A 26,997-nucleotide genomic window follows, 5' to 3' on the forward strand; every position below is an offset into this window, starting at 1 on the left:
TGGTGCGCCCACCGCCATCGTCAACAATGGTGTCGCGCGTGTGTTCCATCCGCAGATGGCAGCTTAGGTGTTTGCAAACATCGGCAACTGATGCAGACTGTGCGCTTCAGCTTGCCACCACAGGTTGCCCGGTCAACTGGCGACAGGCCGCACACCAAAGTCTCACACCTCCACTACCAGCACCATCATGAGTGTCGAACGCAGAGGCAGCATGGACCGCCGCACCGGCAAGGATCGCCGCCAGGAAGAAAAAGGTCCTCCCACCAATTTCGAGCGGCGCCGAGCCATCGAGGCGCGCCAGCCCGAATTGACAGAGCTACACATGAGCGAGGATGAGCTCAAAGCATTGGGCTTCGCGCCCACACCCAAAGGCAGCCCTCGCAAGACAGGCTAGGTACAGCGCCTGGTCCGGGTGCGCTTGTGGGCGCGCCCTGCTCTGCGTGTCATCCCATGACACAGCTTGCGCCGCATATGCCTACTGCTCGATGCCAGAGAGCGGCAGGCTGATCAGCCGGTGTGCCACCATATCCAGCGCGGGCCTCGCGTTGCCTTGTTTGTCCGTCCAGACACGAGGATTCAAGCTGCCGGAAAGCGCCACCGAATCACCGTCGCGCAACTGGTGAAGCGACGCGCAGAGACCCTCGTCAAAGGCGATGACGTTGATGAAAAGCACTTCGCCCTCTGCCGTGCTGGCTCTCACCTTCGCCAGTGTGTAGGCCTTGCCCGCTTTGTCAGTGCGGCGCTCCGCCTCACCGTAAAGCCGTCCGGCTACCAAGCCATCAATCATGAAGGTCTCCATGCCCATCGTGGGCGTGTTGTTGCGCCCCTCCCAGGCCCCGTCATCACTGCACTGCCGATGCCACCGGCAAGGGCGCCTGACGTCGCCGCACGCACGGCACGCAAGCACAGTGTGTGCAGGGAGCGATGCGCCACCACCGAACCGCAACGCTGACGCCGTTGAAACCAGCGGAGGAGAAAAGCAAAAAAGCCCAGAACCTTTCGGCTCTGGGCTTTTGCTATCAATGGTCGGCGTGGCGGGATTCGAACTCGCGACCCCTTGCACCCCATGCAAGTGCGCTACCAGGCTGCGCTACACGCCGACAAGACTTAGATTATATGCAGAAAAAAGCTCAGTTCAGAGAAAGTAGCGCACGAATTTCAAATAATTCTTGGCGCACTGCGTTGGAATCCAGGGAGAAGCCCGCAGCAACGATAGAAAGGTCGCGCGCGCTGTCCACCAGCATGCTGGGTGGCTCTGCGTCCTGCGGCAGAGAAGCCTCGTCCGACCCAACAACTTCTCGCGCAGCATGTGCAAGCTCTTGCAGGCGATTGCGCGCTCCACTGATGGTGAAGCCCTGGTCGTACAGCAGATCACGGATGCGGCGAATCATCAGCACCTCATGGTGCTGGTAATAACGCCGGTTGCCACGCCGCTTCATGGGCCGCAGCTGCGTGAACTCCTGCTCCCAGTAACGCAAAACATGCGGTTTGACGCCGCACAGCTCCGCAACCTCACCAATCGTGAAGTATCGCTTGGCGGGAATGGAAGGGAGGGTGGTGCCCATGAGATGCGTGTTCAAACGGGAAAGCTTTCAAGCGTACTGCAGACCAGCCTGCACCGCCAGCCACCAAGAACATCTTGGCAACAAAAACAGCACAAACTCACGCAACAGCGGCCGTCTGAATCTGCTCCTTGAGCTTGCTGCTGGCATGGAAAGTCACCACGCGACGCGCCTTGATGGGTATGGCCTCGCCCGTGCGGGGATTGCGCCCGGGACGGGGAGCCTTGGTCCGGATCTGAAAGTTACCAAACCCCGAAAGCTTCACGTCCTTGCCTTCGACAAGGCTTTGGGCAATCAAGTCGAAGAAGGCATCGATCATGTCCTTGGACTCGCGCTTGTTCAAGCCGATCTGATCGAACAACAGATCCGCCAACTGCGCCTTGGTCAGTGCCGGTGTTTCCAGGCTTTCAACTGCGAATTCGATCATGGCTCGTCACTCCCCTTGGACATCATCACACCCGCAGACGGGCGCCCGTGCGCTGCGTCAACTGAGTGATCACGGATTGCATCGCTGCGTCGATTTCTGCCTCAGTGAGCGTGGCTTCATCGCGCCCCAGAGTGAGGCGCACGGCCAGGCTCTTCTCGCCGGGGGCCAAGCCACCCGCAGGCGCCTCTTCGCCCGCCCGCAGCGCCTTGGGCCGATACACGTCAAATAGCGCGGCAGAGCGGAGCATGCCACCCGGAACGGCCTGCTCTACCGCACCCATGATGTCGGCGTGCGTCACGCGCTCTGCCACCACCACGGCCAAATCGCGCTCGACAGCCTGGTGTTTGGTCACCGGCTTGAACTGAGGCACCACACGCTGCAGCACGGCGTCAAGCTCCAGTTCGAACATCACAGGTGCCTGAGGCAGGTCCCACGACTGGCGCCACTGTGGATGCAATTCGCCCACGAAGCCAATAGCACGCCCATCGACCAGCACGCGGGCGCAACGGCCAGGGTGCATGGCAGGGTGGGTGCCGGGCTCGAACGTTGCGCGCAGGGGGGCCAGAAGCGCTTCCACGTCCCCCTTCACATCAAAGAAGTCGATGGCCTGATCCATGCGCCCCCACTGCAGCATGTCGTTCGGACCATACGCCAGTCCCGACACGCGCATGGGCTGGTGAAAGCCTTCGACCGTGGTGTCGGTGTTGCGCACGCCGCCGTCGCGCAGGAACACACGGCCCAGTTCGAAGACGCGCACCCGCTCGGCCTTGCGGTCCAGGTTGAACTTCAAAACTTGTAGCAGAGAACCCAATAAAGTCGAGCGCATCACGCTCATCTGACTTGCGATCGGATTGAGCAGCTTGATGGGTTGCGGGTTGGCGGCCAACTCGTGCTCCCAACGCTCTTCCACAAAGCTGAAATTGATCGTTTCCTGATACCCCAGGGCTGCCAGCGAACGGCGCACCGCAAACGGGCTGCGCGTGGCCTCGAGCGCTAGCTTGGGCGTAATGGGTGCCAGCGGTGGAGTGGTCGGAAGGTTGTTGTAGCCCACCATACGGGCCACTTCTTCGATCAGGTCTTCCTCGATGGTGATATCGAAACGGAACGACGGCGGCGTGACCGTGAGCGCACCGTCGCCCTGCACCACCGGCAGGCCCAGGCGGGTCAGCGCGTCGGCGCATTGCACCTGCGTCAGCGGCATGCCGATGACCTTGGCAGCACGCGCCACGCGCAGCGTGACAGGCTGTGGCACTGGCAAGTTCACCACTTGGTCGTCCATAGGGCCGCATGCCGTATCGGCCGTACCGCAGATATCGATGACGAGTTGGGTAATGCGCTCGATGTGCTCCACCGTCAGGCTCGGATCCACGCCGCGCTCAAAACGATGGCCGGCATCCGTCGAGAAGTTGAAGCGGCGCGAACGGCCTGCCACCGCCTTGGGCCACCAGAAAGCCGCCTCGATATAGATGTTCCGGGTGTCATCAGACACCGCCGTGGCGTCTCCGCCCATGATGCCCGCCAGCGATTCCACCTGGCTGTCATCGGCGATCACGCCCACCTTGTCATCCACCGTGATGGTGTTGCCATTGAGCAGCTTCAGCTGCTCACCCGGCTTTCCCCAGCGCACGTCCAGGCCACCATGGATCTTGTCCAGGTCAAAAATATGCGAAGGACGCCCCAACTCAAACATCACATAGTTGGAAATGTCTACCAGCGGCGACACACCACGCTGGCCGCAGCGTGCCAGGCGATCGAGCATCCACTGAGGCGTGGCAGCCCGCGTATTCACGTTGCGCACGATGCGGCCGGAGAAACGGCCACACAGGTCAGGCGCGCTCACTTTGACGGGCAGTTTGTCCGCCAGCTTTGCGGCCACGGCAGGGAACGATGGATTTTTCAGCGGCGTACCCGTCAATGCGGACACTTCCCGCGCGATGCCATAGACGCTCAGGCAATGGGCAAGATTGGGCGTGAGCTTGAGCGTGAACAGCGTGTCGTCCAGGTTCAGGTGTTCGCGGATGTCCTGGCCCACGGGTGCAGAGGCGTCGAGCTCGAGCAGACCGCCATGGTCCTCTGACAGTTTGAGCTCACGGGCGGAGCACAACATGCCTTGGCTTTCCACGCCGCGCAGTTTGCCCACCTTGATGAGGAAAGGTTTGCCATCGTCACCCGGCGGGAGCTCGGCACCCACCAGTGCGCAAGGCACCTTGATACCCACGCGGGCATTGGGCGCACCACAAACGATGTTCAGCAGGGCGCCCTGCCCCACGTCCACCTGGCACACACGCAGGCGGTCGGCGTCTGGGTGCTGTACCGCCTCCTTGATCTCACCCACCACGATCTTGGTGAAAGGCGGGGCCACGGGGCGCAGCTCTTCCACCTCCAGACCGGCCATCGTCAGCGTTTCGGCCAGCTCGGCCGTCGTCAAAGGGGGGTTGCAGAACTCACGCAACCAGGATTCAGGAAATTGCATAGTCGGACACTCTTGTACGGAAGGTGCGCAGCACGGCCACAGGGCACGCGCGCGGCGCGAAGTCGGCGGGCTTTACTGGAACTGCGACAGGAAGCGGATGTCGCCGTCAAAGAACAGGCGCAGGTCATTGACGCCATAGCGCAGCATAGTCAGGCGGTCGGGTCCCATGCCGAATGCAAAGCCGATGTACTTCTCAGGGTCAAGACCCATGTTGCGCACCACGTTGGGGTGCACCTGGCCCGAGCCAGCCACTTCGAGCCAACGGCCTGCCAGCGGGCCCGTCTGGAACTGGATATCGATCTCGGCGCTGGGCTCTGTGAACGGGAAGAAACTGGGGCGAAAGCGCAACACGAGATCGTCGCTCTCGAAGAACGTGCGGCAGAAATCCGTGAAGATGACTTTCAGGTCCTTGAAACTCACGTTCTCACCAATCCAGAGACCTTCGCACTGGTGAAACATGGGCGAGTGCGTGGCGTCGCTGTCCACGCGGTAGGTACGGCCGGGGGCAATGACGCGGATCTCGGGCATCGCCTGACCGGCATCGAGCGCAGCCCGATGCTTTTTGACATGCTGGACTGCATGGCGGATCTGCATGGGGCTGGTGTGTGTGCGCAGCAGGTTGGGAGCGGTGGCAGTGCCGCCCTCCACATAGAACGTGTCATGCATGGACCGCGCAGGATGGTCTTCCGGCGTATTCAGTGCAGTGAAGTTGAACCAGTCGGTCTCGATCTCAGGACCTTCGGCGACGTCAAAACCCATGGAACCGAAGATGCCCTGGATGCGTTCAAGCGTGAGCGACACCGGGTGCAAACCACCCTGCCCGCGCTGACGGCCTGGCAGGCTCACGTCCAGTGCTTCGGCCTTGAGCTGCAATTGAAGTTCGGCATCGGCCAGAGCTTGGCGGCGAGCGGTCAGCGCAGCCTCGATGGCCTGCTTGGCAACGTTGATGGCTGCGCCGCGGGATTTCTTTTCCTCGACGGACAGCTGCGCCATGCCCTTCATGAGCTCGGTCACGCGACCTGACTTGCCCAGAAACTGCGCCTTGGCGTTTTCGAGGTCAGCAGGGGTTGCGCTTTGGGCAAACAGTTGCGTCGCGCTCTCGACCAGGGAATCCAACTCGTTCATATCGACTCTTGAAAATGAACAAGGGCTAGTGCCTTTTCAAGCCCTAGCCCTTGCTGTTATTGCGCAAGCAGCTATCAGAACGATAGCCGCTCATCGTGAACTCAAGCAGCCAGCTTGGCCTTGACTTGCTCCACGATGCTGCCAAAGGCAGCCTTGTCGTGCACTGCGAGGTCGGCCAGCATCTTGCGGTCGATCTCGATGGATGCCTTCTTCAGGCCGTTGGCGAACTGGCTGTAGGTCAGGCCCAGTTCACGGGCAGCGGCGTTGATACGGGCGATCCACAACTGGCGGAACACGCGCTTCTTGGTGCGGCGGTCACGGTAGGCATATTGCCCAGCCTTCATTACCGCCTGTTTGGCGATACGGAAGACGTTACCGCGGCGACCACGGAAACCCTTGGCAAGGGCGAGAACTTTCTTGTGACGGGCACGGGCCGTTACACCACGTTTGACGCGAGGCATGTATGTACTCCTTGTTCGTCAGTAAATTAAACGCCCATGCCGGGCAGCATCTGTGAAATCGAGCCCATATTGGTCTCGTGCACAGCAACCGCACCACGCAGATGGCGCTTGTTCTTGGTGGTCTTCTTGGTCAAGATGTGACGTTTGAAGGCTTGACCGCGCTTGACGGTACCACCTGGACGAACGCGGAAACGTTTTTTCGCGCTGCTCTTGGTCTTCATTTTGGGCATGTGAATGCTCCTTTTTCGTTGTGCTCGTGAGGCGTTTGCAAACCGATCTGCAAACTTGTTGGCCCCGAGCCACTTTTATCGAAAGGCTTTCACCTTCCGGTCGGCAGTGCTCGAAAGCCCCACCTTTTCAAACACCCCGCCCCTTCGGGCGTGGCGCTCAAAATCTGACACTGATTGGCAAACCTACGCCGCCGCACCCGTTGCAGGGGCCGCGCCTTCAGCCGCTGGCTTGGCCGCGGGCTTCTTCTTGCCCGGAGCAATCATCATGATCATCTGGCGGCCTTCCAACTTAGGAAACTGCTCAATGATGATGCTGTCAGCCAACTCGTCACGAATCCGGTTCAGCAAGGCCAAGCCGAGTTCCTGGTGCGTGATTTCACGACCGCGGAACCGCAGCGTGATCTTGCACTTGTCACCTTCCGCCAAAAAGCGGCGAATGTTGCGCATCTTGATGTTGTAGTCGCCATCGTCCGTCCCGGGGCGGAACTTGACTTCCTTGATCTCAATGACCGTCTGCTTGGCTTTGGCTTCTGCCGCACGCTTTTGCTCTTGGTACTTGAACTTGCCGTAGTCCATGAGGCGGCATACCGGCGGATTCGCCGTAGCGGCGATTTCCACCAGATCCACGTCCAGCTCACCGGCCATGCGCAAGGCCTCCATGAGGCTGACAACCCCCAAAGGCTCGTTGTCTGGCCCGGAAAGGCGGACTTCCGGGGCCATGATTTCACGGTTCAGGCGGTGCTTGCGCTCTTCCCGGTGGCGACGATCACGAAATTCAGTAGCGATGGCTATCTTCCTTGAATCAAAATGCTACAAATAAAGTAGCTACTTCCGCACAGTCCGCGAGCGGCAAAGCAGTTTTGTGTTCAAAATCAGGCTTTGGTGGCGATGTCACTAGCGATCAATTCAATGAACGCATCCACAGACATCACGCCGAGATCACGATTACCCCGGGCTCGCACTGCAACGGCGCCGGCTGCCTTTTCCTTGTCGCCTGCGACGAGGATGTAGGGCAGCTTTTGCATCGAATGCTCCCGTATTTTATACGTAATCTTCTCATTGCGCAGATCCAGGGCCACCCTAAGGCCTTGATTGGGCAGCGCTTTTTGCAGTTTTGCTGCGATTTCACGACAGTAATCGGACTGAGCGTCAGTGATGTTCAGCACCGAGACCTGCACGGGAGCGAGCCATGTAGGCAAGGCACCCGCGTGCTGCTCGATCAGAATGCCAATGAAGCGCTCCAAGCTTCCAACGATGGCGCGATGCAGCATGATGGGCCGATGGCGGGCGCCATCTTCGCCCACAAACTCTGCGTCCAAGCGCTCGGGCATATTCGGATCCACCTGAATCGTGCCGCACTGCCAGGGGCGCCCCAGCGCGTCCTTGAGCGTGTATTCGATCTTGGGACCGTAAAAGGCGCCCTCTCCGGGCAGGTATTCAAATTCGCAACCGGATGCCCTTAGACCCTCAGCCAAGGCGTTCTCGGCGCGGTCCCAGCTTTCCTCACTACCGATTCGCTTCTCAGGCCGTGTGGACAGCTTGTAGATGATGTCCGTGAACCCGAAGTCCTTGTAAACCTTCTGCAGCAACGTGGTGAACGCCACGACTTCGGACTGGATCTGGTCTTCGGTACAGAAGATGTGGCCGTCGTCCTGTGTGAAAGCACGCACGCGCATGATGCCGTGCAGCCCCCCGGTCGGCTCGTTGCGGTGGCATTGGCCGAACTCACCAAACCGCAAAGGCAGGTCGCGGTAGCTCTTGATACCTTGCTTGAAAATGATGATGTGCCCAGGGCAGTTCATCGGCTTGAGCGCGTAGTCGCGCTTTTCCGATTCCGTGACGAACATGTTCTCGCGGTATTTGTCCCAGTGCCCGGTTTTCTCCCACAGGCCCTGGTCCAGGATCTGCGGCCCCTTGACCTCCTGGTAGCCGTTGTCGCGGTACACGCGGCGCATGTACTGCTCCACCTCCTGCCACACCGTCCAGCCCTTGGGGTGCCAGAACACTGTGCCAGGCGAGTGTTCGTCGATGTGGAACAGATCCAGCTCGCGGCCGAGTTTGCGGTGGTCGCGCTTTTCTGCCTCCTCCAGCATCGTCAAATACTGCTGCAGCTCATCCTTGGTGGCCCAGGCCGTGCCATAGACCCGCTGAAGCATCTCATTACGATGATCGCCACGCCAGTAGGCGCCTGCCACCTTCATGAGTTTGAAGAACTTGAGCTTGCCGGTGCTGGGCACGTGGGGGCCGCGGCACAGGTCTTCGAAATTGCCTTCGCGGTACAGGCTCACGTCTTCGTTGCTGGGGATGCTGGCAATGATTTCGGCCTTGTAGTGCTCACCCAGGCCCTTGAAATACGCCACGGCCTCGTCACGCGGCAGCACGCGGCGCACCACCGGCTCGTCCTTGGATGCCAGTTCGGCCATGCGCTTTTCAATCGCCACCAGGTCTTCAGGCGTGAAGGGGCGTTTGTAGGCAAAGTCGTAATAGAAACCGTTTTCGATCACCGGGCCGATGGTGACCTGCGCGTCAGGAAACAGCTCCTTGACGGCATAAGCCAACAAGTGCGCAGTAGAGTGCCGGATCACCTCGAGACCGTCTGCATCCTTGGCAGTGATGATGGACAGCGGACTGTCGGCCGTGATCTGGTAGCTGGTGTCTACCACCTTGTCACCGATCTTCCCCGCCAAAGCAGCTTTTGCCAGACCCGAGCCAATAGAGGCAGCCACTTCGGCCACCGTGACAGGGCCCGGAAATTCGCGCTGCGAACCGTCAGGAAGCGTGATGTGAATCATGGGAGTAACTCTTTCTTTTCAATCAGTGCAATGGGTGCGGGCACGCGCCAGGCCCAGGAAACAAAAAAGCGCGGAACAGGTCCGCGCTTTTTGGAGGTGTGTGCAATCTCGTGCAGGCGCGAACAGCCGGCCTCAACGGCCGGTCAACATCTCCGATGTAGTTCGCGGTGTCATAACCAGATTGCCTTTCTCGCTCTTATTCAATGAAACAGTGCTTCATTTTACCCTCGACTAGAAATCTGCATCCAAACGCTGCGCATTTACCTCTCTCGAATGGCGTTTGTGCTACAGAGTAATGTGTCGTCAACACCGCGCGCGAATCTGGCAAAGACCATCCGGGCGTGGAGCAACAGTCGCCTCGTCGGATTTCGGCACACTCGACAGCGATGAGTTTGCGATCCCCCCGCGTTTTGGCCCGATAGGTGCCGCGACCCAGAATCCGCCCCCCCCCCCGCACCAGAGCACACCGCGAATGCCACGCACATAACCACCTGCAGGCGAGAGCAAATATCAAGCCTCCTTCACTCAACGCCGCAACTTAGCGATCAGTCGGTGCAAGAACCCAGGGGACGCCCTGGGCGCGGTGTCGAACCAGTCGGCAACACTCCAAGGCATGGACACTCCATGGTCGCCGCGAAACTTCTCATCCTGCGCACTGCGTCCAACGTCGAATCCAGCTGACGCATCTACATCGGTGGCGTAAATATCGCGCCGTCGCCACAGGTCGGAATACCCACTACCACCGGCAACCCCGAAGTCCAACAGACCTGGCGACCCCATCCGCTTTCTTTTAACGGCAACGATCCCATCACGCAAGATCAAACAATGCGCCTTTTCATCGGTAGGGAGATCAATGTCTCGGGCTGCTCTCGCGACCAGGTCTTTGCCGACCAGACCCGCTACACCCGTGACAAGATCTTGGGGCTCGCACACCATGGCCAACGCCTTGCCAAAAAGCGCTGGCCCCGTGGGACACAGCGGTGTATTCCCATAGTAGCCGCGACGCACGTTAGCGCAGATCATCTGGATGGCAGCTTCGAAGACCTTGTGTTTAGGGGGAGCGGAAAACACGCCATTGCTTGTATCCCACGGCGACGACCACATGAAATCGCGGAACACGATTACACGATGTGCGTCAACGGGCAGTGAACGCAAAAAAAAATACGAGAGATCTGCGTAGACACCGCCATGTTCATACATGACGCAGTAACGAGCCAAGTCCGCCTTGTACGCCAAAGGCTTCAGCTGCACAAAAGCGTTCACTACCTCCGAAGAGAATTTTTGCTCGATGAATGCCGTCAGCTCTTCCTGCCCAAACAACTTGTGAGGGATTCGGGGATGTCTCCTCTGGAACGACCGGATGTTTTCAAGGATCAGCGGTGGCAAGGGCTCCCCATCAGACAGCCCTGACGGACTGAGAAAAATACTGGTCAACAGCATTTCTCACCCGTCAGCCAGAAGTGCCCGAAGACCGCAGGCGATCAACATCCGTGCCCATCGCTATAACAGGTGCAGCTGCAAGATCTTCGGCATGTTTCACGGATGCGCCGCATCCCAATCCTGCAGCCTTGCAAAATTACCAATCTCCATTGCCCTTGTCAGCGACCGGTGGTGCGCACCCAGCACTGTGGAGAGCAAGATTTTCTGAGCGCCCCCAAGGTACACGGTCCTGGCCAGCTCTTCCTCCGACGAGCCGCAATGTGGCAGCCTGATATCCATCAAGATCACGTCTCCTGCCTCCACAACGAGGGACTGAATCAGCGCTGAGTCAGCGGGCTCGCTGGCGGAGTCCTTGTCGAGTGAACGCGGAACCACATGGGCACCGGGTACGACCTTCAGGTTTTTGCCAGCCTGCAAGTACACCAGCGCTTTGTACACGCCGCCGCCATCGGTCCCCCAACACAAATCTGTAGTGAGGTGATGCTGATATTTCCCCCTCAGCAAATCCACATGCCACGCTTGTGATCGGTTGACGGTGATGTCGCTCAGACCGATTGATCGCGGCCTTCCCGCGCCTGATGCCGCACCCAGCACTTCCAGTATCTGTGCGTTTCCAGAGATCCAGGTGTGAAGCGGCTCCAGATCCGGATACCGATGAAAACCTGCAAGATGACGCGCCGATGGATGGGGACGTGTTTGCTTCAGAAAACCAAGGTTGCCCAAGACCAACGCCCTGGCCCACTCGACTTGACTCAACGGGAACAACCCCGGCAACACGACACATCCCTGCGCCCGAAGGGTCTCCGCTTTTTCCACTACCTCACTCGGGGTCATCCGCAATATCTTTCGATTAAAAGCCGCCAGGATCAACGGGTCATACACGCTTGCAAAAGCACCCTCTAGCGCAGCTCTGCTTCGCTTTGGTTCGATGTAACTCGAAATGGGGAGTGGCGCTTGGTGGTTATATCAGTCGGAGGAACAAAAGCACCCAATTCTGCATTCGCGCTGGAAGGACAGCACCTTTTCATGACGCCAGTTCACAACAAAAAAGCCCGGGGGTCGCCCGGGCTTCCAGCTTCCCCCTGCCGATAGGCAGAGGCTGAAACTCCATCTCAGTGGAACTGCTCTTCTTCGGTCGAACCCGTCAGGGCCTTCACAGAGGACGAGCCGCCCTGGATCACCGTGGTCACGTCGTCGAAGTAGCCTGCGCCCACTTCCTGCTGGTGCGACACGAAGGTGTAGCCCTTTTCGCGTGCTGCGAATTCAGGTTCCTGCACCATTTCGGTGTAGTGCTTCATGCCTTCGCCCTGGGCGTAGGCATGGGCGAACTGGAAGGTGTTGAACCAGTTGATGTGGATACCGGCCAGCGTGATGAACTGGTACTTGTAGCCCAGAGCCGACAGGTCTTCCTGGAACGACGCAATCTGCTTGTCGTTGAGGTTCTTCTTCCAGTTGAACGAGGGCGAGCAGTTGTACGACAGCAGCTTGCCAGGGCAGGCTGCGTGCACAGCTTGCGCAAATTCACGGGCGAAGCCGATGTCTGGCACGCCGGTTTCGCACCACACCAGGTCGGCATAGGGAGCGTAGGCCACGCCGCGGCTGATGGCTTGTTCCAGGCCGTTCTTCACGCGGTAGAAGCCTTCTTGCGTGCGCTCGCCGGTCAGGAAGGGCTTGTCGTTGGCGTCGTGGTCGGACGTGATCAGGTTGGCGGCTTCGGCGTCGGTGCGGGCCAGCACGATGGTGGACACGCCCATCACGTCAGCAGCAAAACGTGCGGAGATCAGCTTTTCGCAGGCTTCCTGCGTAGGCACCAGCACCTTGCCACCCATGTGGCCGCACTTCTTGACAGCGGCCAGCTGGTCTTCGAAGTGAACGCCAGCAGCGCCCGACTGAATCATGTTCTTCATGAGTTCGAAGGCGTTCAGCACGCCGCCGAAACCGGCTTCCGCGTCCGCCACGATGGGCAGGAAGTAGTCGATGAATTCCTTGTCGCCGGGGTTGATGCCACGGCCCCACTGGATTTCGTCGGCGCGCTTGAAGGTGTTGTTGATGCGGCGAACCATGGTGGGCACCGAGTCGTAGGCGTACAGCGACTGGTCGGGGTACATGGTCTCGGACGTGTTGCCGTCAGCGGCCACTTGCCAGCCCGACAGGTACACGGCTTCGAGGCCTGCCTTGGCCTGCTGCATGGCCTGGCCGGCGGAGATCGCGCCGAATGCGTTCACATAGCCCTTCTTGGCGCCGCCGTTGATCTTGTCCCACAGCTTTTCAGCGCCGCGCTTGGCCAGCGTGTGCTCGATAGGCAGCGAACCACGCAGACGCACCACGTCGGCAGCGGAGTAACCGCGCTTCACACCCTTCCAGCGGGGGTTGGTCGCCCAGTCTTTTTCCAGGGCGGCAATTTGCTGTTCGCGGCTCAGTTGTTCGTTGAGGGATTGGGGCATGAGATCACTCCAGGGGTTGGTTGAAAACGCCGGGCTGCTGTGTGCCGCCCTTGAAGACAACTTTAAGTCTTCTATAAGACTTGTGCAAGCTCTTATGTCTTATAGAAGAGATAAATTTTCTTCTTTCAAAACAACCACTTAACCACGTGATTTCTCAATACAGAAATTGATTTCTCATATCGAGAAAAATTGCGGCAATGCAACATCTATCGCATTCCGCATCAAGAAATTTAACTTTCGTATTGTGATATTTCAGGGAGGTGCAGTGCCAACTGCCCTGAGCCAGTCGCCATGTTCGATCCGGCGTGCGCCCTCTGTGTATCGGGGATGGATCTCGTACACCAGACAAGACAGCCGTTGGCCCTCAACTGTCACCACGATCTCGCGCTTGAGGTATTCGTCGGTGGGGTGATCTCCGGTCAACCCTTCAATGGCATCCAGAACCTCCTCCAGCGCAGGCTCGATGGCGTACACCTCGCCATGCACCGGCTGATCGCCACCCAGCGTCATGCCCGGATAAGCCCCCAGGTGAAACAACACTCCCGGCACATGCGCAAAACCCACCCAGTGTGGCGCAGGCAACAAGCGCGTGATGTCGTTCGACCCACCGCGGCGCAAGGTGCCGTATACAAACACATGGCGTGGGGTGCCAGCAGGCAAAGAAGGCTCGGGCATGATGCGCAGTCGTTTTTGATTGAACAGCGCCCCAGTCTAGTGAATACGCCCGCTCCCAGCCGCCCTTTCGCCTATGTGTGCCTGGCCCTCAGCATGTCGCTGGTGGGCAGTTATGTGGCACTCTCCAAACCCCTGGCAGCCGTGCTGCCCGTGCTCTTGCTGGCCTGGATGCGCTTTGGCATCGGGGGCATCGCGATGCTGCACTGGCTCAAGAAGCCCGACAACGAGCCGCCACTGACGCCGCAGACCAAACGGCTGCTGTTCCTGGAGTCCTTTCTGGGCAACTTTCTGTTCACCATCTGCATGATCTATGGCGTGAGCCTGACCGACGCTGTCTCCGCAGGGGTGACCATGGCAGCCATTCCTGCAGCCGTGGCATTGATGGGATGGGCATTTCTGGGTGAACGGGTGGCGCCTCGCACCTGGATGGCGGTGCTCTGTGCGGTGATTGGCATTGCCCTGTTCTCACTATCAAAACCAGAGCACGCAGCGCATATGGAACCTGCGCTTAGAGCCAAAAACACTGCAAACCATGCCTGGTGGGGCCAAATGCTGCTGCTGGGGGCAGTGATTTGCGAGGCCGCCTACACGGTGATCGGCAAGAAGCTGACCGGCAGCCTGGGGCCCAAGCGCATCACCTCGCTCATCAACCTGTGGGGCTTTGTGCTGACGACACCGTTTGGCCTGTACCTGGCGCTGGACTTCCCGTTTGCCTCGGTGGGATGGGGCACCTGGCTATTGCTGCTGTTTTATGCGCTGGCCGCCTGCATGTGGACGGTGTGGCTGTGGATGACCGGGCTCAAGGCCGTGCCCGCTGCGCAAGGCGGTGTTTTCTCGGTCATGCTGCCGGTGAGTGCTGCACTGGTGGGCGTGCTGTTTTTGGGCGAGGTATTGACGGGCCTGCAACTGGTCGCCTTTGTCATTGCCCTGGCCAGCGTATTGCTGGCCACCCTGCCCTCGCGCGCGGCACTGCGCGTAGGGCGGCGGAGCGGCAGCGCCGACTGACTGGCCCTTCGGCAACCGTCTTCACCATCCCACCACGGGGACTGGACAGACTGGGCAGAACCAGAGAAGGCCGGACTCAGGCGTGCAAGGGCTGCGCACTGACCACGATGCCATCGGCATCGGCATACAGCCAGTCGCCGGGGCGCACAGGCACGCCCTGGATCGACACAGCCACATCGCGTTGCCCCTCGCCACGTCGCTCGGTGGGCAGCGGCATCAGCGCCAGCGCGCGGATGCCGACGGCTTCCGCGTTCAGCTCGGCCACGTCACGCACACAGCCGTCCACCACGATGCCGGCCCAGCCATTGCGGGCGGCGGCTGCCGCCAGGTTGCCGCCCACCAGGGCCCGGCGCAGAGAACCGCCGCCATCCACCACCAGCACCCGGCCCTCGCCTGCTGACTCGACAGCCGCCTTGACCTGGGTGTTGTCCTCGTGGCACTTGACGGTGGTGACGGGGCCCGCAAACGCGGCAACGCCCCCAAAGCTCTGGAACACCGGGGGCAGCACGCGGAACGCACCGCTGGTGTCGCCCTTGTGGACGTCACAAAAGTCGCAGGTGGCAAACGGCGTGAGGGGAAGAGGCGAAGCTGCAGCCATTCCAAGATCCTTTCAGTCAATCAGACGGTTTCAACAATCAAACCCGCACCAACGGCAGAGGCGAGCACGGACCCCACACCGAACGCCCCCTCGCTGCGGCACACGCCTGCGGGCGAGCCGCGTTCGTTGAGCGGCAAATCTGTTGTGCAAGATTGTGCTGCAGCAGCAGCCACCCCAGACGCGGTGCCCAACGCCGCACCCAGAAGATGCCCCCGGGAACCGCACTTGAAACCCGCCCTCTACCGCGTCTTTGTCAAGCCTGGCGCGCCTTGGCGGCCTATTGCTGCGGGGTGCGCGGCGCCACCGCTACAAATCGAGGCAAAAAAAGCCGTTTCTCCCTTGGAAACGCGTTTTTTTCCCATTAGCATCAGCCTGCCAGTGGGAAAGCGTCGTTTTCGCTGGTAAAAATTTATTCCCAACAAGGACAACCCAACATGGCAACTGCAAAAAAAGCTCCGGCAACCACAGCCCCAGCAGCCAAGAAGGCCGCTGCACCCGCCAAGAAGCGGACCCCTAACGCCGCTTTCATGAAGGCGCTCACGCCCAGCCCCGCGCTGGCCGCTGTGGTGGGCTCGGCACCTCTGCCGCGCACGGAGATCATCAGCAAGCTGTGGGTCTACATCAAGGCCAACAACCTGCAGGACGCCACCAACAAGCGCAACATCAACGCCGACGCCAAGCTCAAGGAGCTGTTCGGCAAGCCCCAGGTCTCCATGTTTGAACTGGCTGGCCTGATCGGCAAGCACGTCAAGTAAGCCCTGGCGCTTTGCGACCCGCGTCGCACCCGTAAAAGAACCGGCTCTGCCGGTTTTTTTACGCCCATACCCTGTCGAAGTGTGGCGCGCCCGCATCAATGCAAATGAGAATGACCCGCATTTGATGTAACATAAAGCTGCACGACGACGCACAGCCATGTTGATCTAGCCACTGCCTCTCGCCTGCTCTTGGTGCCCCTGCGCGCCACCTGCACACCCCTATTGACGGAGGCCCTCTTGGCTAAATCTCGCGCCCAGCGCCGCAGCGGCATGCTGCGTTCTTCTCCCGCATTCGTTGCTTCTCCCGCCACCCTGTCGCCCCAGGCTTCGCAATCCGACAGAGCTTTGCTGCCACTGGGCGCGCTGATGCTGGCCGCCTCGATGGGCGCCATGGCGCAGACCGGCACGTCCGAGACCACCCTGTCCACCGTGACGGTGAAGGAAGCCGCTGAAGTCCAGGGCAAGGACACCCTGCTCATCAAGAAAACCACCGTGGGCAAGGGCAAGCAGGACATCAAGGACATCCCCCAGTCCGTGACGGTGTTCACCGAAAAGCTGATGAACGACCGCAACCAGGACGACTTCCGCGAAGTGCTGCGCACCACGGCGGGCGTGACCTTCCAGTCCGGCGAGACTGGTGAAGAAGACGTGCGCCTGCGCGGCTTCTCGCTGGGCCTGGCGGGCGACATCTATGTGGACGGCATGAAGGACGCCCCGTTGATCGAGCGCGACACCTTCAACAACGACCGCATCGAAGTGCTCAAGGGCTCGGCCTCCATGCTGTTCGGCAAGGGATCGACCGGCGGCGTGGTCAACCAGGTCAACAAGTACCCGCTGCTGATCGACCAGCACGAAGCCGGCTACACGCTGGGCACCGGCAAGTACCACCGCGCCACGGGCGACTTCAACTGGGTGACGGGCGAGAACTCGGCCTTCCGCCTGAACGCCATGGTGCAGGAGTACGACAACTACGGAGCCAAGCAGGACAAGCGCGGCATTGCACCCACCTTTGCCTGGGGCATCGGCACGCGCGACGAGTTCTCCGTCGGGCTGTACTACCTCGAATCCAAGGGCCGCCCGCTCTACAACCACCCCTGGCGCCTCTCGGCCGACGGCAAGATCAACATGCCGCTGGAAGCCGGCAAGTACTACGGCCTGGCCAGCGACCACAACGACACCACATCGCAGTACGTCACGCTGGGCCACATCCACCGCTTTGACGACAGCGGCGAGCTGACCACGCGCCTGCGCTACGGCAAGTACGAGCGCGACCTGCTGGCCAGCACCATCGGCTTCCAGAACAGCGCCATCACGCTGGACCAGATCAACAGCAACACCGTGCTGACCCGTGGCTCCAAGGGCCGCGTGGGCGAGAGCAATGTGCTGCAGGTGCAAAGCGACTACAGCAACACCTACAACTGGGGTGGCAAGAAGCACGCGGTGCTGACCGGCGTGGACTACTACGACGACGACGCCAAGCGCAACCAGAACTACGCCAACACCACCACCCGCCCCACCACCACGGTGGGCACGCCCAACGACGGCGCGTGGGTGGCCGACGGCCGTGCGCCGGTGCAGTGGAACACGTTCACATCGCGCAACCTGGGCCTGTACTTCCAGGACACGGTCTCGCTGAGCGACACGCTCAAGCTGGTCGGCGGCCTGCGCTACGACAACTTCCGCGCCGCGTACCACAACGCCGCAGGCAGCCTGAGCAACTCGCGCTCCGACAGCCTGTTCAGCCCCCGCGTGGGCATGATCTTCCAGCCTGACGAGCTGACCTCGTACTACCTGTCGTACGGCACTTCGTACAACACCTCGGGCGACACCTACCAGTTTGGCAACCCCGGCACCACCACGGCGCGCACCGCCAACACCGATCCAGAAAAGAGCCGCAACATCGAAGTCGGCGGCAAGTTCGAGCTGTTCGAGCGCCGCGCCCTGCTGGGTGTGGCCGCCTTCTACAGCCAGAAGTACAACGAGCGCAACACCGACCCCGACACCGCTGCCGCGCAAGAACTGCTCTCGGGCAAGCGCCACGCCACCGGCATGGAGTTCAACCTGGCGGGCCGCCTGACGCCGAAGTGGGAACTGTTCTTCAACCACACCTGGATCCCATCGGCCAAGATCGACAAGAGCAACGTGGTGCTGGCCGCCAACGGCGGCGGCGCGCAGGTGCAGGGTGATCGACCCGGCCTCACGCCCAAGCACAGCGGCAGCGTGTGGAGCACCTACGCCGTCACCTCCAAGCTGCGTGTTGGTGCTGGCCTGACATACCGCGCCAAGCAGAACCCCGAGGGCTCGCGCGCCGTGTACGCCAGCGGCTTTGCCGTAGTGGACGCCATGGCCGAGTACGCGTTTGACGACAAGACCTCGCTGAAACTGAACGTGAGCAACCTGTTCGACCGCACGTATGCCGAAGGCCTGTACCGCGGCTTCTACACGCCCGGCGCCCCGCGCGCTGTGCAGCTGACGCTGAAGACACGCTTCTGACGCACCTCTGAAGTCCCTCGAATGAACCGGCCCCGGCACTGCCCGGGGCCGGTTCACAATGGCTCCATGTTCCTGCACATCCAAGACGTTCTCACCGCCGACGAGGTCGCGTTCTTCCGGCAAAAGCTCTGGGCGGCCGACGCCCCCTGGGTGGACGGCACCCGCAGCGCGGGCGGCCAGGCGGTGCACCAGAAAAACAACCTGCAGCTCGCACAAGCCAGCGAGCTGTCCGCCCAGCTCCAGGGCCTGGTCAAGGCCGCGTTGAATCGCAACGCCCTCTTCTTTTCGGCCGCACTGCCGCGCCGCATCTACAACCCGCTGTTCAACAAGTATGGCGATGGCGCCAACTACTATGGCAACCATGTGGACAGCGCCGTCATGCACTCCCGCGCCGACAGCTGCTGGGTGCGCAGCGACCTGTCGTGCACGTTGTTCCTCACGCCGCCCGACGACTACGACGGTGGCGAGCTGGTGATTGCCGAAGCCCTGGGTGAGAAGCGCATCAAGCTGCCTGCGGGCGACATGATCCTGTACCCCAGCAGCACCGTGCACCAGGTCGCGCCGGTCACGCGCGGGCACCGCGTGAGCAGCTTCTTCTGGGTGGAGAGCATGGTGCGCGGGCTGGAGCAACGCCAGTTGCTGTTCGACATGGACATGGCCCTGCTCAAGCTGCGCCAGACCCACGGCGACACCGACCCGTCGGCCATCGCGCTGTCGGGCACGTACCACAACCTGCTTCGCATGTGGGCCGATGTGTGAACCGCAGACCCCTACCCCACGGCTGCGACCGGGGGTATGAGACACCCCGCAAGAACTATTATTTTGATAGCACCCAGCGCATGATCCACTAGCGCTTGGTGCTATTTTTGTTTGTATGACCCAATTTCCTGCACGCCACACCATCCCCCCGGGCCTGGTCACCCTGGCCGACCACGAGCAACACGCACGCACGCAGTTGGACGACAACGCCTGGGCGTACTTCAGCGGCGGCGCGGCCGACGAGATCAGTCTGCACGCCAACCGCAGCGCCTGGGACGCCCTGCCGCTGTGGCCCCGCGTGCTGCGGCCGCTGGCGGGTGGGCACACCCGCGTGCCCCTGCTGGGCCGCACGCTGGCGCACCCCATCCTGCTCGCACCCGTGGCCTTCCAGCGCCTGGCGCACCCCGACGGCGAACTGGCCATGACCTATGCCGCAGCGGCGCTGGGCGCGGGCGTGGTGCTCAGCACCCAGGCCAGCGTGTCGCTGGAGAGCGTGGCCCAGGCCGTACTGCCCGACCCGGGGCGCGGCCCGCTGTGGTTTCAGCTCTACCTGCAACCCGACCGTGGCTTCACCCAGGCACTGGTGCAGCGTGCCGAAGCGGCTGGCTACGAGGCCCTGGTGCTCACGGTGGATGCCCCCACCAGCGGCGTGCGCGACCGCGAACGGCGTGCGGGCTTTCGGCTGCCGCCCAGCGTGGGCCCGGTCAACCTGGCAGGCCTGCAGGCACCCGCCCCTTCCGCATTGGGCCCCGGCCAGAGCGCCCTGTTCGACGGCCTGCTCCACCATGCGCCCACGTGGGACGACATCGCGTGGCTGCAGTCCATCACCCGGCTGCCGGTGCTGCTCAAGGGTGTGCTGCACCCCGCCGACGCGCGCCAGGCCGTGTCGCTGGGCGCTGCGGGCCTTATCGTGTCCAACCATGGCGGGCGCACGCTGGACACGGCCCCTGCCACCGCCACCGCGCTGCCTCGTGTGGTGAAGGCTGTGCAGGGCAAGGTGCCGGTGCTGGTGGACGGCGGCATCCGGCGCGGCACCGATGTGCTCAAGGCCATGGCGCAGGGCGCCTCCGCCGTGCTGGTGGGGCGCCCCGCCGTGTGGGGCCTGGCCAATGCAGGCGCTGCGGGCGTGGCCCATGTGCTGCGCCTGCTGCGCGACGAATTGGAGGTTGCCATGGCCTTGACCGGCTGCGCCACCCTTGCCGAAGCGACTTCCGCGCTGTTGGACGGCCACGACGAGCCCGCAGCGGGCGCGATCTGAGGCCCGGGGTGTCGGCAGCTCCACACGGGCAGGTGTGCCTTCCCCCTGTCGGCGGGAATGATTTATTGCAAATGCGATAGATTCGTATTTATAATCTCAATCATCCTTTCAACAGCCAGCCACACTGCCTGCCGCCATGATCGTCTGTGTTTGCCGCCGGGTTTCGGACCGTGAGATTGCCCGCCATGCCCGTGCCGGCATGAGCTTCGATGAGATCCAGTTCGAACTGGGCGTGGCCACCCAATGCGGATGCTGCGAAAGCTGCGCCCGCGACGTGGTGGCGCAGTGCAGTGTCTCGAACCCGGTAGCCGCCTTGCGCAACGATGCGGCGCCGCAGACGATCCAGCTTGCCAGCTCCATCCTGGAAAGCAAGTCATGGAACTCCTCTCTACCCTCGCAGGCAGCCTGATCCTGGTCGCAGGTTCGGCCTGGTGGATCTTTCGCAAATAATCCGGGTTTACCCGGCAACGTCCGCCCTATGCAAGGGGCGGCGCTGCCCTTCCTTTCTATTTATGTCTCACCCTGATCGTTTCGCCCCCCCTGGCGGTGTGAGCCGCAATGCCGTGATCGTCGGCTCCGTGGTGGCGCTGCATGTGGCGGGCATCTGGGCCCTGCAGTCCGGCCTGGTGCGCAAAGCGGCCGAGGTGATCGTGCCGGCCGAACTGCTCAGCGAATTCATCGCGCCGCCCGCCCCGCCCAAGGTCACCCCGCCGCCACCGGCACCACCACCCCCTCCCAAGCCAGCGCCCAAGGCCGCGCCGCGCCCGGCACCGATGCCCGTCGCCATTGCCGACCCCACGCCAGCGCCCAATGCCCCCACCGGCATCACCACGCCCCAGCCGCCCGCACCGCCCATCGAGGCCCCTGTGGCGCCCCCGGCCCCCGCGCCTGCGCCACCGGCACCACCCGCACCACCCAAGATCGAGCTGCCGTCCAGCGACGCGGCCTATCTCAACAACCCCAAGCCCAGCTACCCCGCCATCAGCAAACGCATGGGCGAGCAAGGCAAGGTGGTGCTCAGGGTGCTCATCGGCACCGATGGCGTGCCGCAAAAGGTCGAAGTCAACAAGTCCAGCGGCTTTGACCGGCTGGACCGCCAGGCCCAGGACGCCGTGATGCGCTGGCGCTTTGTGCCCGGCAAACGCAACGGCGTGCCCGAGGCCATGTGGAACCTCGTCCCCGTCAACTTTGTTCTCGAATAAACCAATCACCGCTCAGGGAGTTTTCATGGAATCGCAATTCGGCATCGCCAACGTCTGGATCCAGGGTGACTTTGTCACCCGCGCCGTCGCCATCCTGCTGCTGGCCATGTCGCTGGCCTCGTGGATCGTCATCCTCATCAAGGCACTGGACATCATCAAGTTCAAAAAACACGCCCGCGCCGCCCAGGACTTCTGGCACAGCGAGGACTTTGCCGCGGGCCTGACCAAGCTGGGCGCCGACCCGACCAACCCCTTCCGCCACCTGGCGCTGGAAGGCCGCGAAGCCACCGCCCACCACCGCAACACCAAGGCCCACCTGCACGACAGCCTGGACGTGAGTGACTGGGTGACCCGCTGCCTGCGCAACTGCATCGACGAGTTCACCGCCCGCCTGTCCTCGGGCCTGGCCATCCTGGCGTCGGTGGGCTCCACCGCCCCGTTCATCGGCCTGTTCGGCACCGTGTGGGGCATCTACCATGCGCTGCTGGCCATCGGCACCTCGGGCCAGTCCACCATCGACAAGGTGGCCGGCCCCATCGGCGAGGCGCTGATCATGACCGCCCTGGGCCTGGCCGTGGCCATCCCGGCGGTGCTGGGCTACAACGCGCTGGTGCGCGGCAACAAGTCCATCCTGAATGGCCTGAACAGCTTTGCCCATGACCTGCACGCCTACTTTGTGACCGGCGCCCGCGTGAACGCTGGCGAGCCCGGCAAGGTGCTGCCCATGAAGAAAGGCGGCTAAGCCATGGCCTTTGGAACCCAAGACGACACCGATGACGTGATGAACGAGATCAACATGACGCCCCTGGTGGACGTCATGCTGGTGCTGCTCATCATCTTCATCATCACCGTGCCGGTGATGAAACACGCGGTGAACGTGGACCTGCCCCGCGCCACCAACCAGCCCGAGAACGTCAAGCCCGAGACCGTGCGCCTGTCGGTGTCGGCCGATGGCAAGTTCTTCTGGAACGAGTCCCAGGTGTCGGAAGAAGAACTCTTCCCCCGCCTGCAGGCCGAGGCCGCCAAGGAGCCCCAGCCGGACCTCCACATCCGTGGCGACAAGAACGTGCGCTACGAATTCGTGGCCCAGGCCATGGCGGCCGCGCAACGCGCTGGCGTGCGCAAGATCGGGTTTGTGACCGACCCGCAGGGCCAGTAAAGACACGGCGAAAGTCACCGGCCCGGTCCCTGCGCATCTTGGCCAGCCCACCCGTCTTGGGCGCGCTGGCGGGCGCCAGGGAACGCAGGGCCCGTGCAGCGGGCTCGCAGCCCCCTGCACTGCGCCCAGGGCGCACGGACCTTTGCCCCGCGCCCAGGGCGCTGCTCAAAGCCTCGCCCTTGCACCTGATGCAGGGCGGAACCAAGAACAAAAAGAAACACACCGTTCGCTTGACTTGTAATTGCGAATCGTTATCATTAACAAAACGCACTGCAATGACCCAGGAAAACTCCATGCAAGCCTCCCTGACCTCCGCCCCGCTCCGCCGCGCTGCGCCGGCTGACTCCGCAGATGCCTCTGCATCGGGCGAGGCCCCGTCGTCCGGCGCGCATTGCGCCACTGCTGCGCTGGACAGCAGCGTGCTGCTGCAAGGGCACAAGACCGTCGCCATCAGCCACAACGGCTCGGTGTACCGCCTGCAGGCCACCAAGCTGGGCAAGCTCATCCTGACCAAATAGTTTCATCGTGGGGCGACTCCCGGGCTTGCAACAAGCTCGCAAGGGTCGTTTTTGCCAGCCAACGGGTTTGCTCCCGCGTAGCCAGGCTTTTTTTGCCGCCCCCGACCCTGCCAACAAAAAACCGGCCCACAGGCCGGTTTTTTCATGCTCCCAGAGGGCTTTTGAAGCGTTTTCAGCCCCATGCGCTAGTGGAACATGCGCTCGAAGCTATCAAAATAATAGCAACCACACTCCCTGCCGGGAGCCCCCGAATCAGAGGCCCAGGGCTGCAATGCCCGCGCGGGCGATCTGTGCATCTTCGGTGGACTTCACGCCGCTCACGCCCACGGCACCCAGGCACTGGCCGTCCTTCATGATCGGCACGCCGCCTTCGAGCAGGCCGTCAATGGTGGGCGCGCTCAGGAACGAGGTACGGCCGCCGTTGATCACGTCCTCGTAGACCTTGCTTTCGCGGCGGCCCAGAGCGGCCGTGCGGGCCTTGGAAGGGGAGATGTGCGATGACACGGCTGCGGCACCGTCCAGGCGCTGCAGCCACAGCAGGTGGCCGCCATCGTCCACGATGGCGATGGTCACGGCCCAGTTGTTCTTGAGGGCCTCGGCTTCAGCGGCGGCGGCCACGGCCTTGACGTCGGCCAGTTCGAGTTCGTGCTTGGTTTTCATGAAAGGATCCGAAAGTGGGAGAGGAAACCGGGCCGCACAGGCCGCCCCGGCACGCAAAGAGAACCGAGCATACCGGCATCCCCGGCGCCGTTGCCCTCAGCCAGGGTGAAAGTATCCTTACCAAAAGTAGGTGACCGGGTGCGGTCATTGCAAAGCAAAAAAGCATCACCAACTAGAATTTGTGATGTCTGCGTCGTGCAGGCCAACAAGGAGAGACACAAGATGAATGACCAAGTCACCACCCTGGGCCACTCTGCGGGCTATGGCATCTCGCAGGAAGAGCGCCACAAGGTGCTTCGCAATACTTACTGGCTGCTGGCCCTGAGCATGATCCCCACGGTGCTGGGCGCCTGGATCGGCGTGGCCACCGGCATCACCCGCTCGCTGACTGGCGGCCTGGGCCTGATCGTGTTCCTGGGCGGCGCGTTCGGCTTCATGTTCGCCATCGAAAAGACCAAGCGCTCGGCCGCAGGCGTGCCGGTGCTGCTGGCTTTCACGTTCTTCATGGGCCTGATGCTGTCGCGCATGATCGGCATGGTGCTGGGCTTCAAGAACGGCACCGACCTCATCATGACGGCCTTTGCCGGCACGGCCGGTGTGTTCTTCGTGATGGCCAGCCTGGCCAGCGTCATCAAGCGCGACCTCTCGGGCATGGGCAAGTGGCTGATGGTGGGCGCGCTGGTGCTCATGGTCGGCGGCATCATCAACGTGTTCGTCGGCTCTGGTGTGGGCATGATGGTGATCTCGATGCTGGCCATCGGCATCTTCAGCGCCTACATGCTGTATGACCTGAAGCAGATCCTGGACGGCGGCGAAACCAACTACATCAGCGCCACGCTGGCCCTGTACCTGGACATCTTCAACGTGTTCCAGAGCCTGCTGGCCCTGCTGGGCATCATGGGTGGCGAGCGCGACTGAGCCCTGCCAGTCCCTTGACCTCCATCAAAAGGCTCCCTCGGGAGCCTTTTTTGTGGGTCGCGCCCCAGGATCAAGCCTCAATAGCGCGGCCAGTGTGCCGATAATGCAAGTACATGTATCCACAAAGCCCTTCCACCGCATTGCGCCTGATGGTTCTGGCGGGCCTGTTGCTGCTTGCAGGCTGCGACAAGATCCCGGGCCTGGGCCCCGACCCGCGCGTGGCCCAACGCGATGCCGAGGCCAAGGCCATCGGCGGTGCCTGCCGACACGCACTGCGGGGGCTGGAAGACTGCTACACCCTCAACCCCAAGGCCTCCAAGGCCTCAGTGTTTGCGGGCTGGAAGGACATGGACGCCTACATGCGTGAGAACAAGATCGAGGGCACGCCCTCGGTGCTGGGCAAGGTGGAAAAGCCCGAACGCAGCGAACGCGCACCCGACATCGAAACCGAACCCCGCGACCCCGCAGCCAGCCGCAACCGCAGCTGATATTGCGCGGTGGAGGTAAGGCCGCGGGACGGAGGGCTGCGCCCTCCCCTTCCTGAAGCCTCTTTCTGGCAACCGGACTCAGACCCGCTCGAACACCGCCATGCTCTCCACATGGGCCGTGTGCGGGAACATGTTGATCATGCCCGCCGCCGTGCACCGGTAGCCGGCCAGATGCACCAGCAGCCCGGCATCGCGCGCCAGGGTGGCTGGGTTGCAGCTCACGTACACAATGCGCTTCGGGGGCGTCCAGCCTTCGGCCCCTGCAGGCAAGGGGCCAGCGCCCTCGGCGCCAATGCGGGCCTGTTCAATGTCCGCCAGCGCCTTGGCCAGCGCAAACGCCCCTTCGCGTGGCGGGTCCACCAGCCACTTGTCGGCAGCGCCGTCGGCCACCAGCATCTCCGGTGTCATCTCGAACAGGTTGCGCGCTACAAAATCAGTAGCTGCCAGCGCTTTGTGGTCCGGCGCTTGGGCCTGATTCAATGCATAGTTCTCACGCGAGCGGGCCACCAGGGCCTCGCTGCCCTCGATGCCCAGCACCTCGCGCGCCTGCGTGGCCAGGGGCAGCGTGAAGTTGCCCAGGCCACAGAACCAGTCGATCACGCGTTCGTGCGGTTGCACATCCAGCAGGCGCAGCGCGCGGCTCACCAGCACGCGGTTGATGTGCGGGTTCACCTGGGTGAAGTCCGTGGGCTTGAAAGGCATGGTGATGCCGAAGTCCGGCAGTGCGTACGACAGCTGCTCGCCGCCCTCGTCCAGCAGCTTCACCGTGTCCGGGCCCTTGGGCTGCAGCCACCATTGCACATGGTGCTCCGCCGCAAAGGCGCGCAGCCGGGCGATGTCATCGGTGCTCAGCGGCTCCAGGTGGCGCAGCACCAGCGCAGTCACGGTGTCACCGCAGGCCAGCTCGATCTGTGGGCAGGTGTCGCGGGCATCCAGGCTGGCAATCAGTGCGCGCAGGGGCATCAGCATGGCATCGACATGCGGGGGCAAGATCTTGCAGGTCTGCATGTCGGCGATGTAGCGGCTCTTGCGCTCATGAAAGCCCACCAGGACCTGGCCCTTCTTGATCACGTGGCGCACCGCCAGGCGGGCGCGGTAACGGTAGCCCCAGGCGGGCCCCTCGATGGGACGCAGCATGGTCTCGGCCTTGACCTTGCCCAGGTGCCAGAGGTTGTCTTCCAGCACCCGCTGCTTGACGGCCACCTGGGCGCCCACGTGCAAGTGCTGCATCTTGCAGCCGCCACAGGCGCCTGCGTGCAGGCCAAAGTGGGGGCAATCCGGCCGCACGCGCTGGGACGACTCGCGGTGGATCGCTACCAGGCTGGCCTGCTCCCAGTTGTTCTTCTTGCGGTGGGTGTTGGCGGTGACCAGCTCGAATGGCAAGGCACCATCGATAAAGACCACCTTGCCGTCGGGCTTGCGGGCAACGCCCTGGGCGTCCAGGTCCATGGACTGCACGTGCAGCCAGCCTTCGGGCAGGTCGCTTTGGGAATTCTGCTCGGTGGGTTCAAACGAGGGGGATAGTTCTTTCGGTTCGCTCATCCCCCGATTGTCT

At 62.1% G+C, this 26,997-nt stretch carries 29 protein-coding genes and 1 tRNA gene; 13 read left to right on the forward strand and 17 right to left on the reverse strand.

Annotated features, from left to right (window positions below):
* The first annotated feature begins 211 nt into the window (after positions 1 to 211).
* Positions 212 to 394: a hypothetical protein gene (locus tag ASD75_RS13825; protein ID WP_056746441.1), complete on the forward strand. Its 183-nt coding sequence runs from the start codon at positions 212 to 214 to the stop codon at positions 392 to 394.
* A gap of 81 nt (positions 395 to 475) precedes the next feature.
* Here the strand turns inward: ASD75_RS13825 and ASD75_RS13830 are convergent, their stop codons facing one another.
* The 14 genes from ASD75_RS13830 to ASD75_RS13895 all read right to left on the reverse strand — a co-directional run bounded on the left by ASD75_RS13830 (position 476) and on the right by ASD75_RS13895 (position 13,629).
* On the reverse strand, positions 476 to 787 hold the full coding sequence (locus ASD75_RS13830; protein ID WP_056746726.1) for a single-stranded DNA-binding protein: 312 nt from the start codon (positions 785 to 787) through the stop codon (positions 476 to 478).
* 236 nt (positions 788 to 1,023) lie between these two features.
* Positions 1,024 to 1,100, reverse strand: a tRNA-Pro gene (locus ASD75_RS13835).
* A gap of 30 nt (positions 1,101 to 1,130) precedes the next feature.
* On the reverse strand, positions 1,131 to 1,565 hold the full coding sequence (locus ASD75_RS13840) for a MerR family transcriptional regulator (RefSeq protein ID WP_056746443.1): 435 nt from the start codon (positions 1,563 to 1,565) through the stop codon (positions 1,131 to 1,133).
* Positions 1,566 to 1,662: 97 nt separating this feature from the next.
* The gene (locus tag ASD75_RS13845) at positions 1,663 to 1,989 is read right to left on the reverse strand and encodes an integration host factor subunit alpha (protein ID WP_056063789.1); all 327 of its coding nucleotides are present in this window, start codon (positions 1,987 to 1,989) and stop codon (positions 1,663 to 1,665) included.
* 25 nt (positions 1,990 to 2,014) lie between these two features.
* Positions 2,015 to 4,462 (reverse strand): phenylalanine--tRNA ligase subunit beta, encoded by a 2,448-nt coding sequence (gene pheT, locus ASD75_RS13850; protein ID WP_056746445.1) that lies wholly within the window; start codon positions 4,460 to 4,462, stop codon positions 2,015 to 2,017.
* A 72-nt stretch (positions 4,463 to 4,534) separates the two neighbouring features.
* Positions 4,535 to 5,587 (reverse strand): phenylalanine--tRNA ligase subunit alpha, encoded by a 1,053-nt coding sequence (pheS, locus tag ASD75_RS13855; protein ID WP_056063795.1) that lies wholly within the window; start codon positions 5,585 to 5,587, stop codon positions 4,535 to 4,537.
* A gap of 101 nt (positions 5,588 to 5,688) precedes the next feature.
* Positions 5,689 to 6,048 carry a 50S ribosomal protein L20 gene (gene rplT / locus ASD75_RS13860; RefSeq protein WP_005795139.1) on the reverse strand — a complete coding sequence of 120 codons (360 nt, stop codon included), beginning with the start codon at positions 6,046 to 6,048 and terminating at the stop codon, positions 5,689 to 5,691.
* A gap of 26 nt (positions 6,049 to 6,074) precedes the next feature.
* On the reverse strand, positions 6,075 to 6,278 hold the full coding sequence (gene rpmI / locus ASD75_RS13865) for a 50S ribosomal protein L35 (RefSeq protein WP_008904041.1): 204 nt from the start codon (positions 6,276 to 6,278) through the stop codon (positions 6,075 to 6,077).
* Positions 6,279 to 6,461: 183 nt separating this feature from the next.
* Positions 6,462 to 7,070 carry a translation initiation factor IF-3 gene (gene infC / locus ASD75_RS13870; RefSeq protein WP_082565022.1) on the reverse strand — a complete coding sequence of 203 codons (609 nt, stop codon included), beginning with the start codon at positions 7,068 to 7,070 and terminating at the stop codon, positions 6,462 to 6,464.
* 80 nt (positions 7,071 to 7,150) lie between these two features.
* Positions 7,151 to 9,070, reverse strand: coding sequence for a threonine--tRNA ligase (thrS, locus tag ASD75_RS13875; RefSeq protein ID WP_056746450.1), 1,920 nt, complete (start codon positions 9,068 to 9,070; stop codon positions 7,151 to 7,153).
* A gap of 525 nt (positions 9,071 to 9,595) precedes the next feature.
* Entirely contained in the window at positions 9,596 to 10,510 is a 915-nt protein-coding gene (locus ASD75_RS13880; RefSeq protein ID WP_082565023.1) for a glycosyltransferase family 32 protein, read from the reverse strand.
* 96 nt (positions 10,511 to 10,606) lie between these two features.
* On the reverse strand, positions 10,607 to 11,392 hold the full coding sequence (locus tag ASD75_RS23735) for a hypothetical protein (protein ID WP_156401019.1): 786 nt from the start codon (positions 11,390 to 11,392) through the stop codon (positions 10,607 to 10,609).
* 230 nt (positions 11,393 to 11,622) lie between these two features.
* Entirely contained in the window at positions 11,623 to 12,954 is a 1,332-nt protein-coding gene (gene aceA, locus ASD75_RS13890) for an isocitrate lyase (RefSeq protein ID WP_055402695.1), read from the reverse strand.
* A 252-nt stretch (positions 12,955 to 13,206) separates the two neighbouring features.
* Entirely contained in the window at positions 13,207 to 13,629 is a 423-nt protein-coding gene (locus ASD75_RS13895; RefSeq protein WP_056746456.1) for a gamma-glutamylcyclotransferase, read from the reverse strand.
* Positions 13,630 to 13,668: 39 nt separating this feature from the next.
* Here ASD75_RS13895 and ASD75_RS13900 point away from each other — a divergent pair, with 39 nt between their 5' ends.
* Positions 13,669 to 14,634: a DMT family transporter gene (locus ASD75_RS13900; protein WP_200947600.1), complete on the forward strand. Its 966-nt coding sequence runs from the start codon at positions 13,669 to 13,671 to the stop codon at positions 14,632 to 14,634.
* 76 nt (positions 14,635 to 14,710) lie between these two features.
* On the opposite strand, the gene rraA is transcribed toward ASD75_RS13900, so the two are convergent.
* Positions 14,711 to 15,232: a ribonuclease E activity regulator RraA gene (rraA, locus tag ASD75_RS13905; RefSeq protein ID WP_056746458.1), complete on the reverse strand. Its 522-nt coding sequence runs from the start codon at positions 15,230 to 15,232 to the stop codon at positions 14,711 to 14,713.
* A gap of 434 nt (positions 15,233 to 15,666) precedes the next feature.
* Between rraA and ASD75_RS13910 the strand changes: the two genes are divergently transcribed.
* The 9 genes from ASD75_RS13910 to hemP all read left to right on the forward strand — a co-directional run bounded on the left by ASD75_RS13910 (position 15,667) and on the right by hemP (position 23,376).
* Positions 15,667 to 15,987, forward strand: coding sequence for an SWIB/MDM2 domain-containing protein (locus ASD75_RS13910; RefSeq protein ID WP_015014555.1), 321 nt, complete (start codon positions 15,667 to 15,669; stop codon positions 15,985 to 15,987).
* A gap of 270 nt (positions 15,988 to 16,257) precedes the next feature.
* The gene (locus ASD75_RS13915; protein ID WP_056063815.1) at positions 16,258 to 18,480 is read left to right on the forward strand and encodes a TonB-dependent siderophore receptor; all 2,223 of its coding nucleotides are present in this window, start codon (positions 16,258 to 16,260) and stop codon (positions 18,478 to 18,480) included.
* A gap of 66 nt (positions 18,481 to 18,546) precedes the next feature.
* Positions 18,547 to 19,239, forward strand: a complete 693-nt coding sequence (locus ASD75_RS13920; RefSeq protein ID WP_056746460.1) for a Fe2+-dependent dioxygenase — start codon at positions 18,547 to 18,549, stop codon at positions 19,237 to 19,239.
* 115 nt (positions 19,240 to 19,354) lie between these two features.
* Entirely contained in the window at positions 19,355 to 20,497 is a 1,143-nt protein-coding gene (locus ASD75_RS13925) for an alpha-hydroxy acid oxidase (protein WP_056746463.1), read from the forward strand.
* A 136-nt stretch (positions 20,498 to 20,633) separates the two neighbouring features.
* Positions 20,634 to 20,906 carry a bacterioferritin-associated ferredoxin gene (locus ASD75_RS13930; protein WP_056063825.1) on the forward strand — a complete coding sequence of 91 codons (273 nt, stop codon included), beginning with the start codon at positions 20,634 to 20,636 and terminating at the stop codon, positions 20,904 to 20,906.
* A 103-nt stretch (positions 20,907 to 21,009) separates the two neighbouring features.
* Complete coding sequence (locus ASD75_RS13935) at positions 21,010 to 21,699, forward strand: energy transducer TonB (RefSeq protein WP_056063828.1); 690 nt, start codon at positions 21,010 to 21,012, stop codon at positions 21,697 to 21,699.
* A 25-nt stretch (positions 21,700 to 21,724) separates the two neighbouring features.
* Positions 21,725 to 22,441 (forward strand): MotA/TolQ/ExbB proton channel family protein, encoded by a 717-nt coding sequence (locus ASD75_RS13940; RefSeq protein WP_056063831.1) that lies wholly within the window; start codon positions 21,725 to 21,727, stop codon positions 22,439 to 22,441.
* Between the two features lie 3 nt (positions 22,442 to 22,444).
* On the forward strand, positions 22,445 to 22,858 hold the full coding sequence (locus ASD75_RS13945; protein WP_015014562.1) for a biopolymer transporter ExbD: 414 nt from the start codon (positions 22,445 to 22,447) through the stop codon (positions 22,856 to 22,858).
* A 293-nt stretch (positions 22,859 to 23,151) separates the two neighbouring features.
* Complete coding sequence (gene hemP, locus ASD75_RS13950) at positions 23,152 to 23,376, forward strand: hemin uptake protein HemP (RefSeq protein WP_056746730.1); 225 nt, start codon at positions 23,152 to 23,154, stop codon at positions 23,374 to 23,376.
* Between the two features lie 252 nt (positions 23,377 to 23,628).
* Here hemP and ASD75_RS13955 read toward each other — a convergent pair whose 3' ends face one another.
* Complete coding sequence (locus ASD75_RS13955; protein WP_056746465.1) at positions 23,629 to 24,036, reverse strand: heme-binding protein; 408 nt, start codon at positions 24,034 to 24,036, stop codon at positions 23,629 to 23,631.
* Positions 24,037 to 24,258: 222 nt separating this feature from the next.
* Between ASD75_RS13955 and ASD75_RS13960 the strand changes: the two genes are divergently transcribed.
* Positions 24,259 to 24,954 carry a Bax inhibitor-1/YccA family protein gene (locus tag ASD75_RS13960; RefSeq protein ID WP_015014565.1) on the forward strand — a complete coding sequence of 232 codons (696 nt, stop codon included), beginning with the start codon at positions 24,259 to 24,261 and terminating at the stop codon, positions 24,952 to 24,954.
* A 113-nt stretch (positions 24,955 to 25,067) separates the two neighbouring features.
* On the forward strand, positions 25,068 to 25,442 hold the full coding sequence (locus ASD75_RS13965) for a hypothetical protein (protein WP_056063836.1): 375 nt from the start codon (positions 25,068 to 25,070) through the stop codon (positions 25,440 to 25,442).
* 78 nt (positions 25,443 to 25,520) lie between these two features.
* On the opposite strand, the gene rlmD is transcribed toward ASD75_RS13965, so the two are convergent.
* Complete coding sequence (gene rlmD / locus ASD75_RS13970) at positions 25,521 to 26,984, reverse strand: 23S rRNA (uracil(1939)-C(5))-methyltransferase RlmD (protein ID WP_056746468.1); 1,464 nt, start codon at positions 26,982 to 26,984, stop codon at positions 25,521 to 25,523.
* Positions 26,985 to 26,997: the final 13 nt, after the last annotated feature.

It is taken from the genome of Acidovorax sp. Root568 (assembly GCF_001427445.1).
Lineage (GTDB): Bacteria > Pseudomonadota > Gammaproteobacteria > Burkholderiales > Burkholderiaceae_C > Acidovorax > Acidovorax delafieldii.

Excerpts from the sequence above, each read along its gene's own strand:
- ASD75_RS13915 (WP_056063815.1), top strand. The coding sequence starts at position 16,258 with ATGCTGCGTTCTTCTCCCGCATTCGTTGCTTCTCCCGCCACCCTGTCG.
- pheT (WP_056746445.1), bottom strand. The coding sequence starts at position 4,462 with ATGCAATTTCCTGAATCCTGGTTGCGTGAGTTCTGCAACCCCCCTTTG.
- ASD75_RS13830 (WP_056746726.1), bottom strand. The coding sequence starts at position 787 with ATGATTGATGGCTTGGTAGCCGGACGGCTTTACGGTGAGGCGGAGCGC.
- ASD75_RS13880 (WP_082565023.1), bottom strand. The coding sequence starts at position 10,510 with ATGCTGTTGACCAGTATTTTTCTCAGTCCGTCAGGGCTGTCTGATGGG.
- ASD75_RS13930 (WP_056063825.1), top strand. The coding sequence starts at position 20,634 with ATGATCGTCTGTGTTTGCCGCCGGGTTTCGGACCGTGAGATTGCCCGC.
- rlmD (WP_056746468.1), bottom strand. The coding sequence starts at position 26,984 with ATGAGCGAACCGAAAGAACTATCCCCCTCGTTTGAACCCACCGAGCAG.
- ASD75_RS13825 (WP_056746441.1), top strand. The coding sequence starts at position 212 with ATGGACCGCCGCACCGGCAAGGATCGCCGCCAGGAAGAAAAAGGTCCT.
- rraA (WP_056746458.1), bottom strand. The coding sequence starts at position 15,232 with ATGGCTGCAGCTTCGCCTCTTCCCCTCACGCCGTTTGCCACCTGCGAC.
- ASD75_RS13955 (WP_056746465.1), bottom strand. The coding sequence starts at position 24,036 with ATGAAAACCAAGCACGAACTCGAACTGGCCGACGTCAAGGCCGTGGCC.
- ASD75_RS13925 (WP_056746463.1), top strand. The coding sequence starts at position 19,355 with ATGACCCAATTTCCTGCACGCCACACCATCCCCCCGGGCCTGGTCACC.
- ASD75_RS13935 (WP_056063828.1), top strand. The coding sequence starts at position 21,010 with ATGTCTCACCCTGATCGTTTCGCCCCCCCTGGCGGTGTGAGCCGCAAT.
- aceA (WP_055402695.1), bottom strand. The coding sequence starts at position 12,954 with ATGCCCCAATCCCTCAACGAACAACTGAGCCGCGAACAGCAAATTGCC.
- ASD75_RS13960 (WP_015014565.1), top strand. The coding sequence starts at position 24,259 with ATGAATGACCAAGTCACCACCCTGGGCCACTCTGCGGGCTATGGCATC.
- ASD75_RS13965 (WP_056063836.1), top strand. The coding sequence starts at position 25,068 with ATGTATCCACAAAGCCCTTCCACCGCATTGCGCCTGATGGTTCTGGCG.
- ASD75_RS13910 (WP_015014555.1), top strand. The coding sequence starts at position 15,667 with ATGGCAACTGCAAAAAAAGCTCCGGCAACCACAGCCCCAGCAGCCAAG.
- ASD75_RS13895 (WP_056746456.1), bottom strand. The coding sequence starts at position 13,629 with ATGCCCGAGCCTTCTTTGCCTGCTGGCACCCCACGCCATGTGTTTGTA.
- rpmI (WP_008904041.1), bottom strand. The coding sequence starts at position 6,278 with ATGCCCAAAATGAAGACCAAGAGCAGCGCGAAAAAACGTTTCCGCGTT.
- ASD75_RS13845 (WP_056063789.1), bottom strand. The coding sequence starts at position 1,989 with ATGATCGAATTCGCAGTTGAAAGCCTGGAAACACCGGCACTGACCAAG.
- ASD75_RS13945 (WP_015014562.1), top strand. The coding sequence starts at position 22,445 with ATGGCCTTTGGAACCCAAGACGACACCGATGACGTGATGAACGAGATC.
- thrS (WP_056746450.1), bottom strand. The coding sequence starts at position 9,070 with ATGATTCACATCACGCTTCCTGACGGTTCGCAGCGCGAATTTCCGGGC.
- ASD75_RS13940 (WP_056063831.1), top strand. The coding sequence starts at position 21,725 with ATGGAATCGCAATTCGGCATCGCCAACGTCTGGATCCAGGGTGACTTT.
- rplT (WP_005795139.1), bottom strand. The coding sequence starts at position 6,048 with ATGCCTCGCGTCAAACGTGGTGTAACGGCCCGTGCCCGTCACAAGAAA.
- hemP (WP_056746730.1), top strand. The coding sequence starts at position 23,152 with ATGCAAGCCTCCCTGACCTCCGCCCCGCTCCGCCGCGCTGCGCCGGCT.
- ASD75_RS13920 (WP_056746460.1), top strand. The coding sequence starts at position 18,547 with ATGTTCCTGCACATCCAAGACGTTCTCACCGCCGACGAGGTCGCGTTC.
- ASD75_RS13840 (WP_056746443.1), bottom strand. The coding sequence starts at position 1,565 with ATGGGCACCACCCTCCCTTCCATTCCCGCCAAGCGATACTTCACGATT.
- pheS (WP_056063795.1), bottom strand. The coding sequence starts at position 5,587 with ATGAACGAGTTGGATTCCCTGGTCGAGAGCGCGACGCAACTGTTTGCC.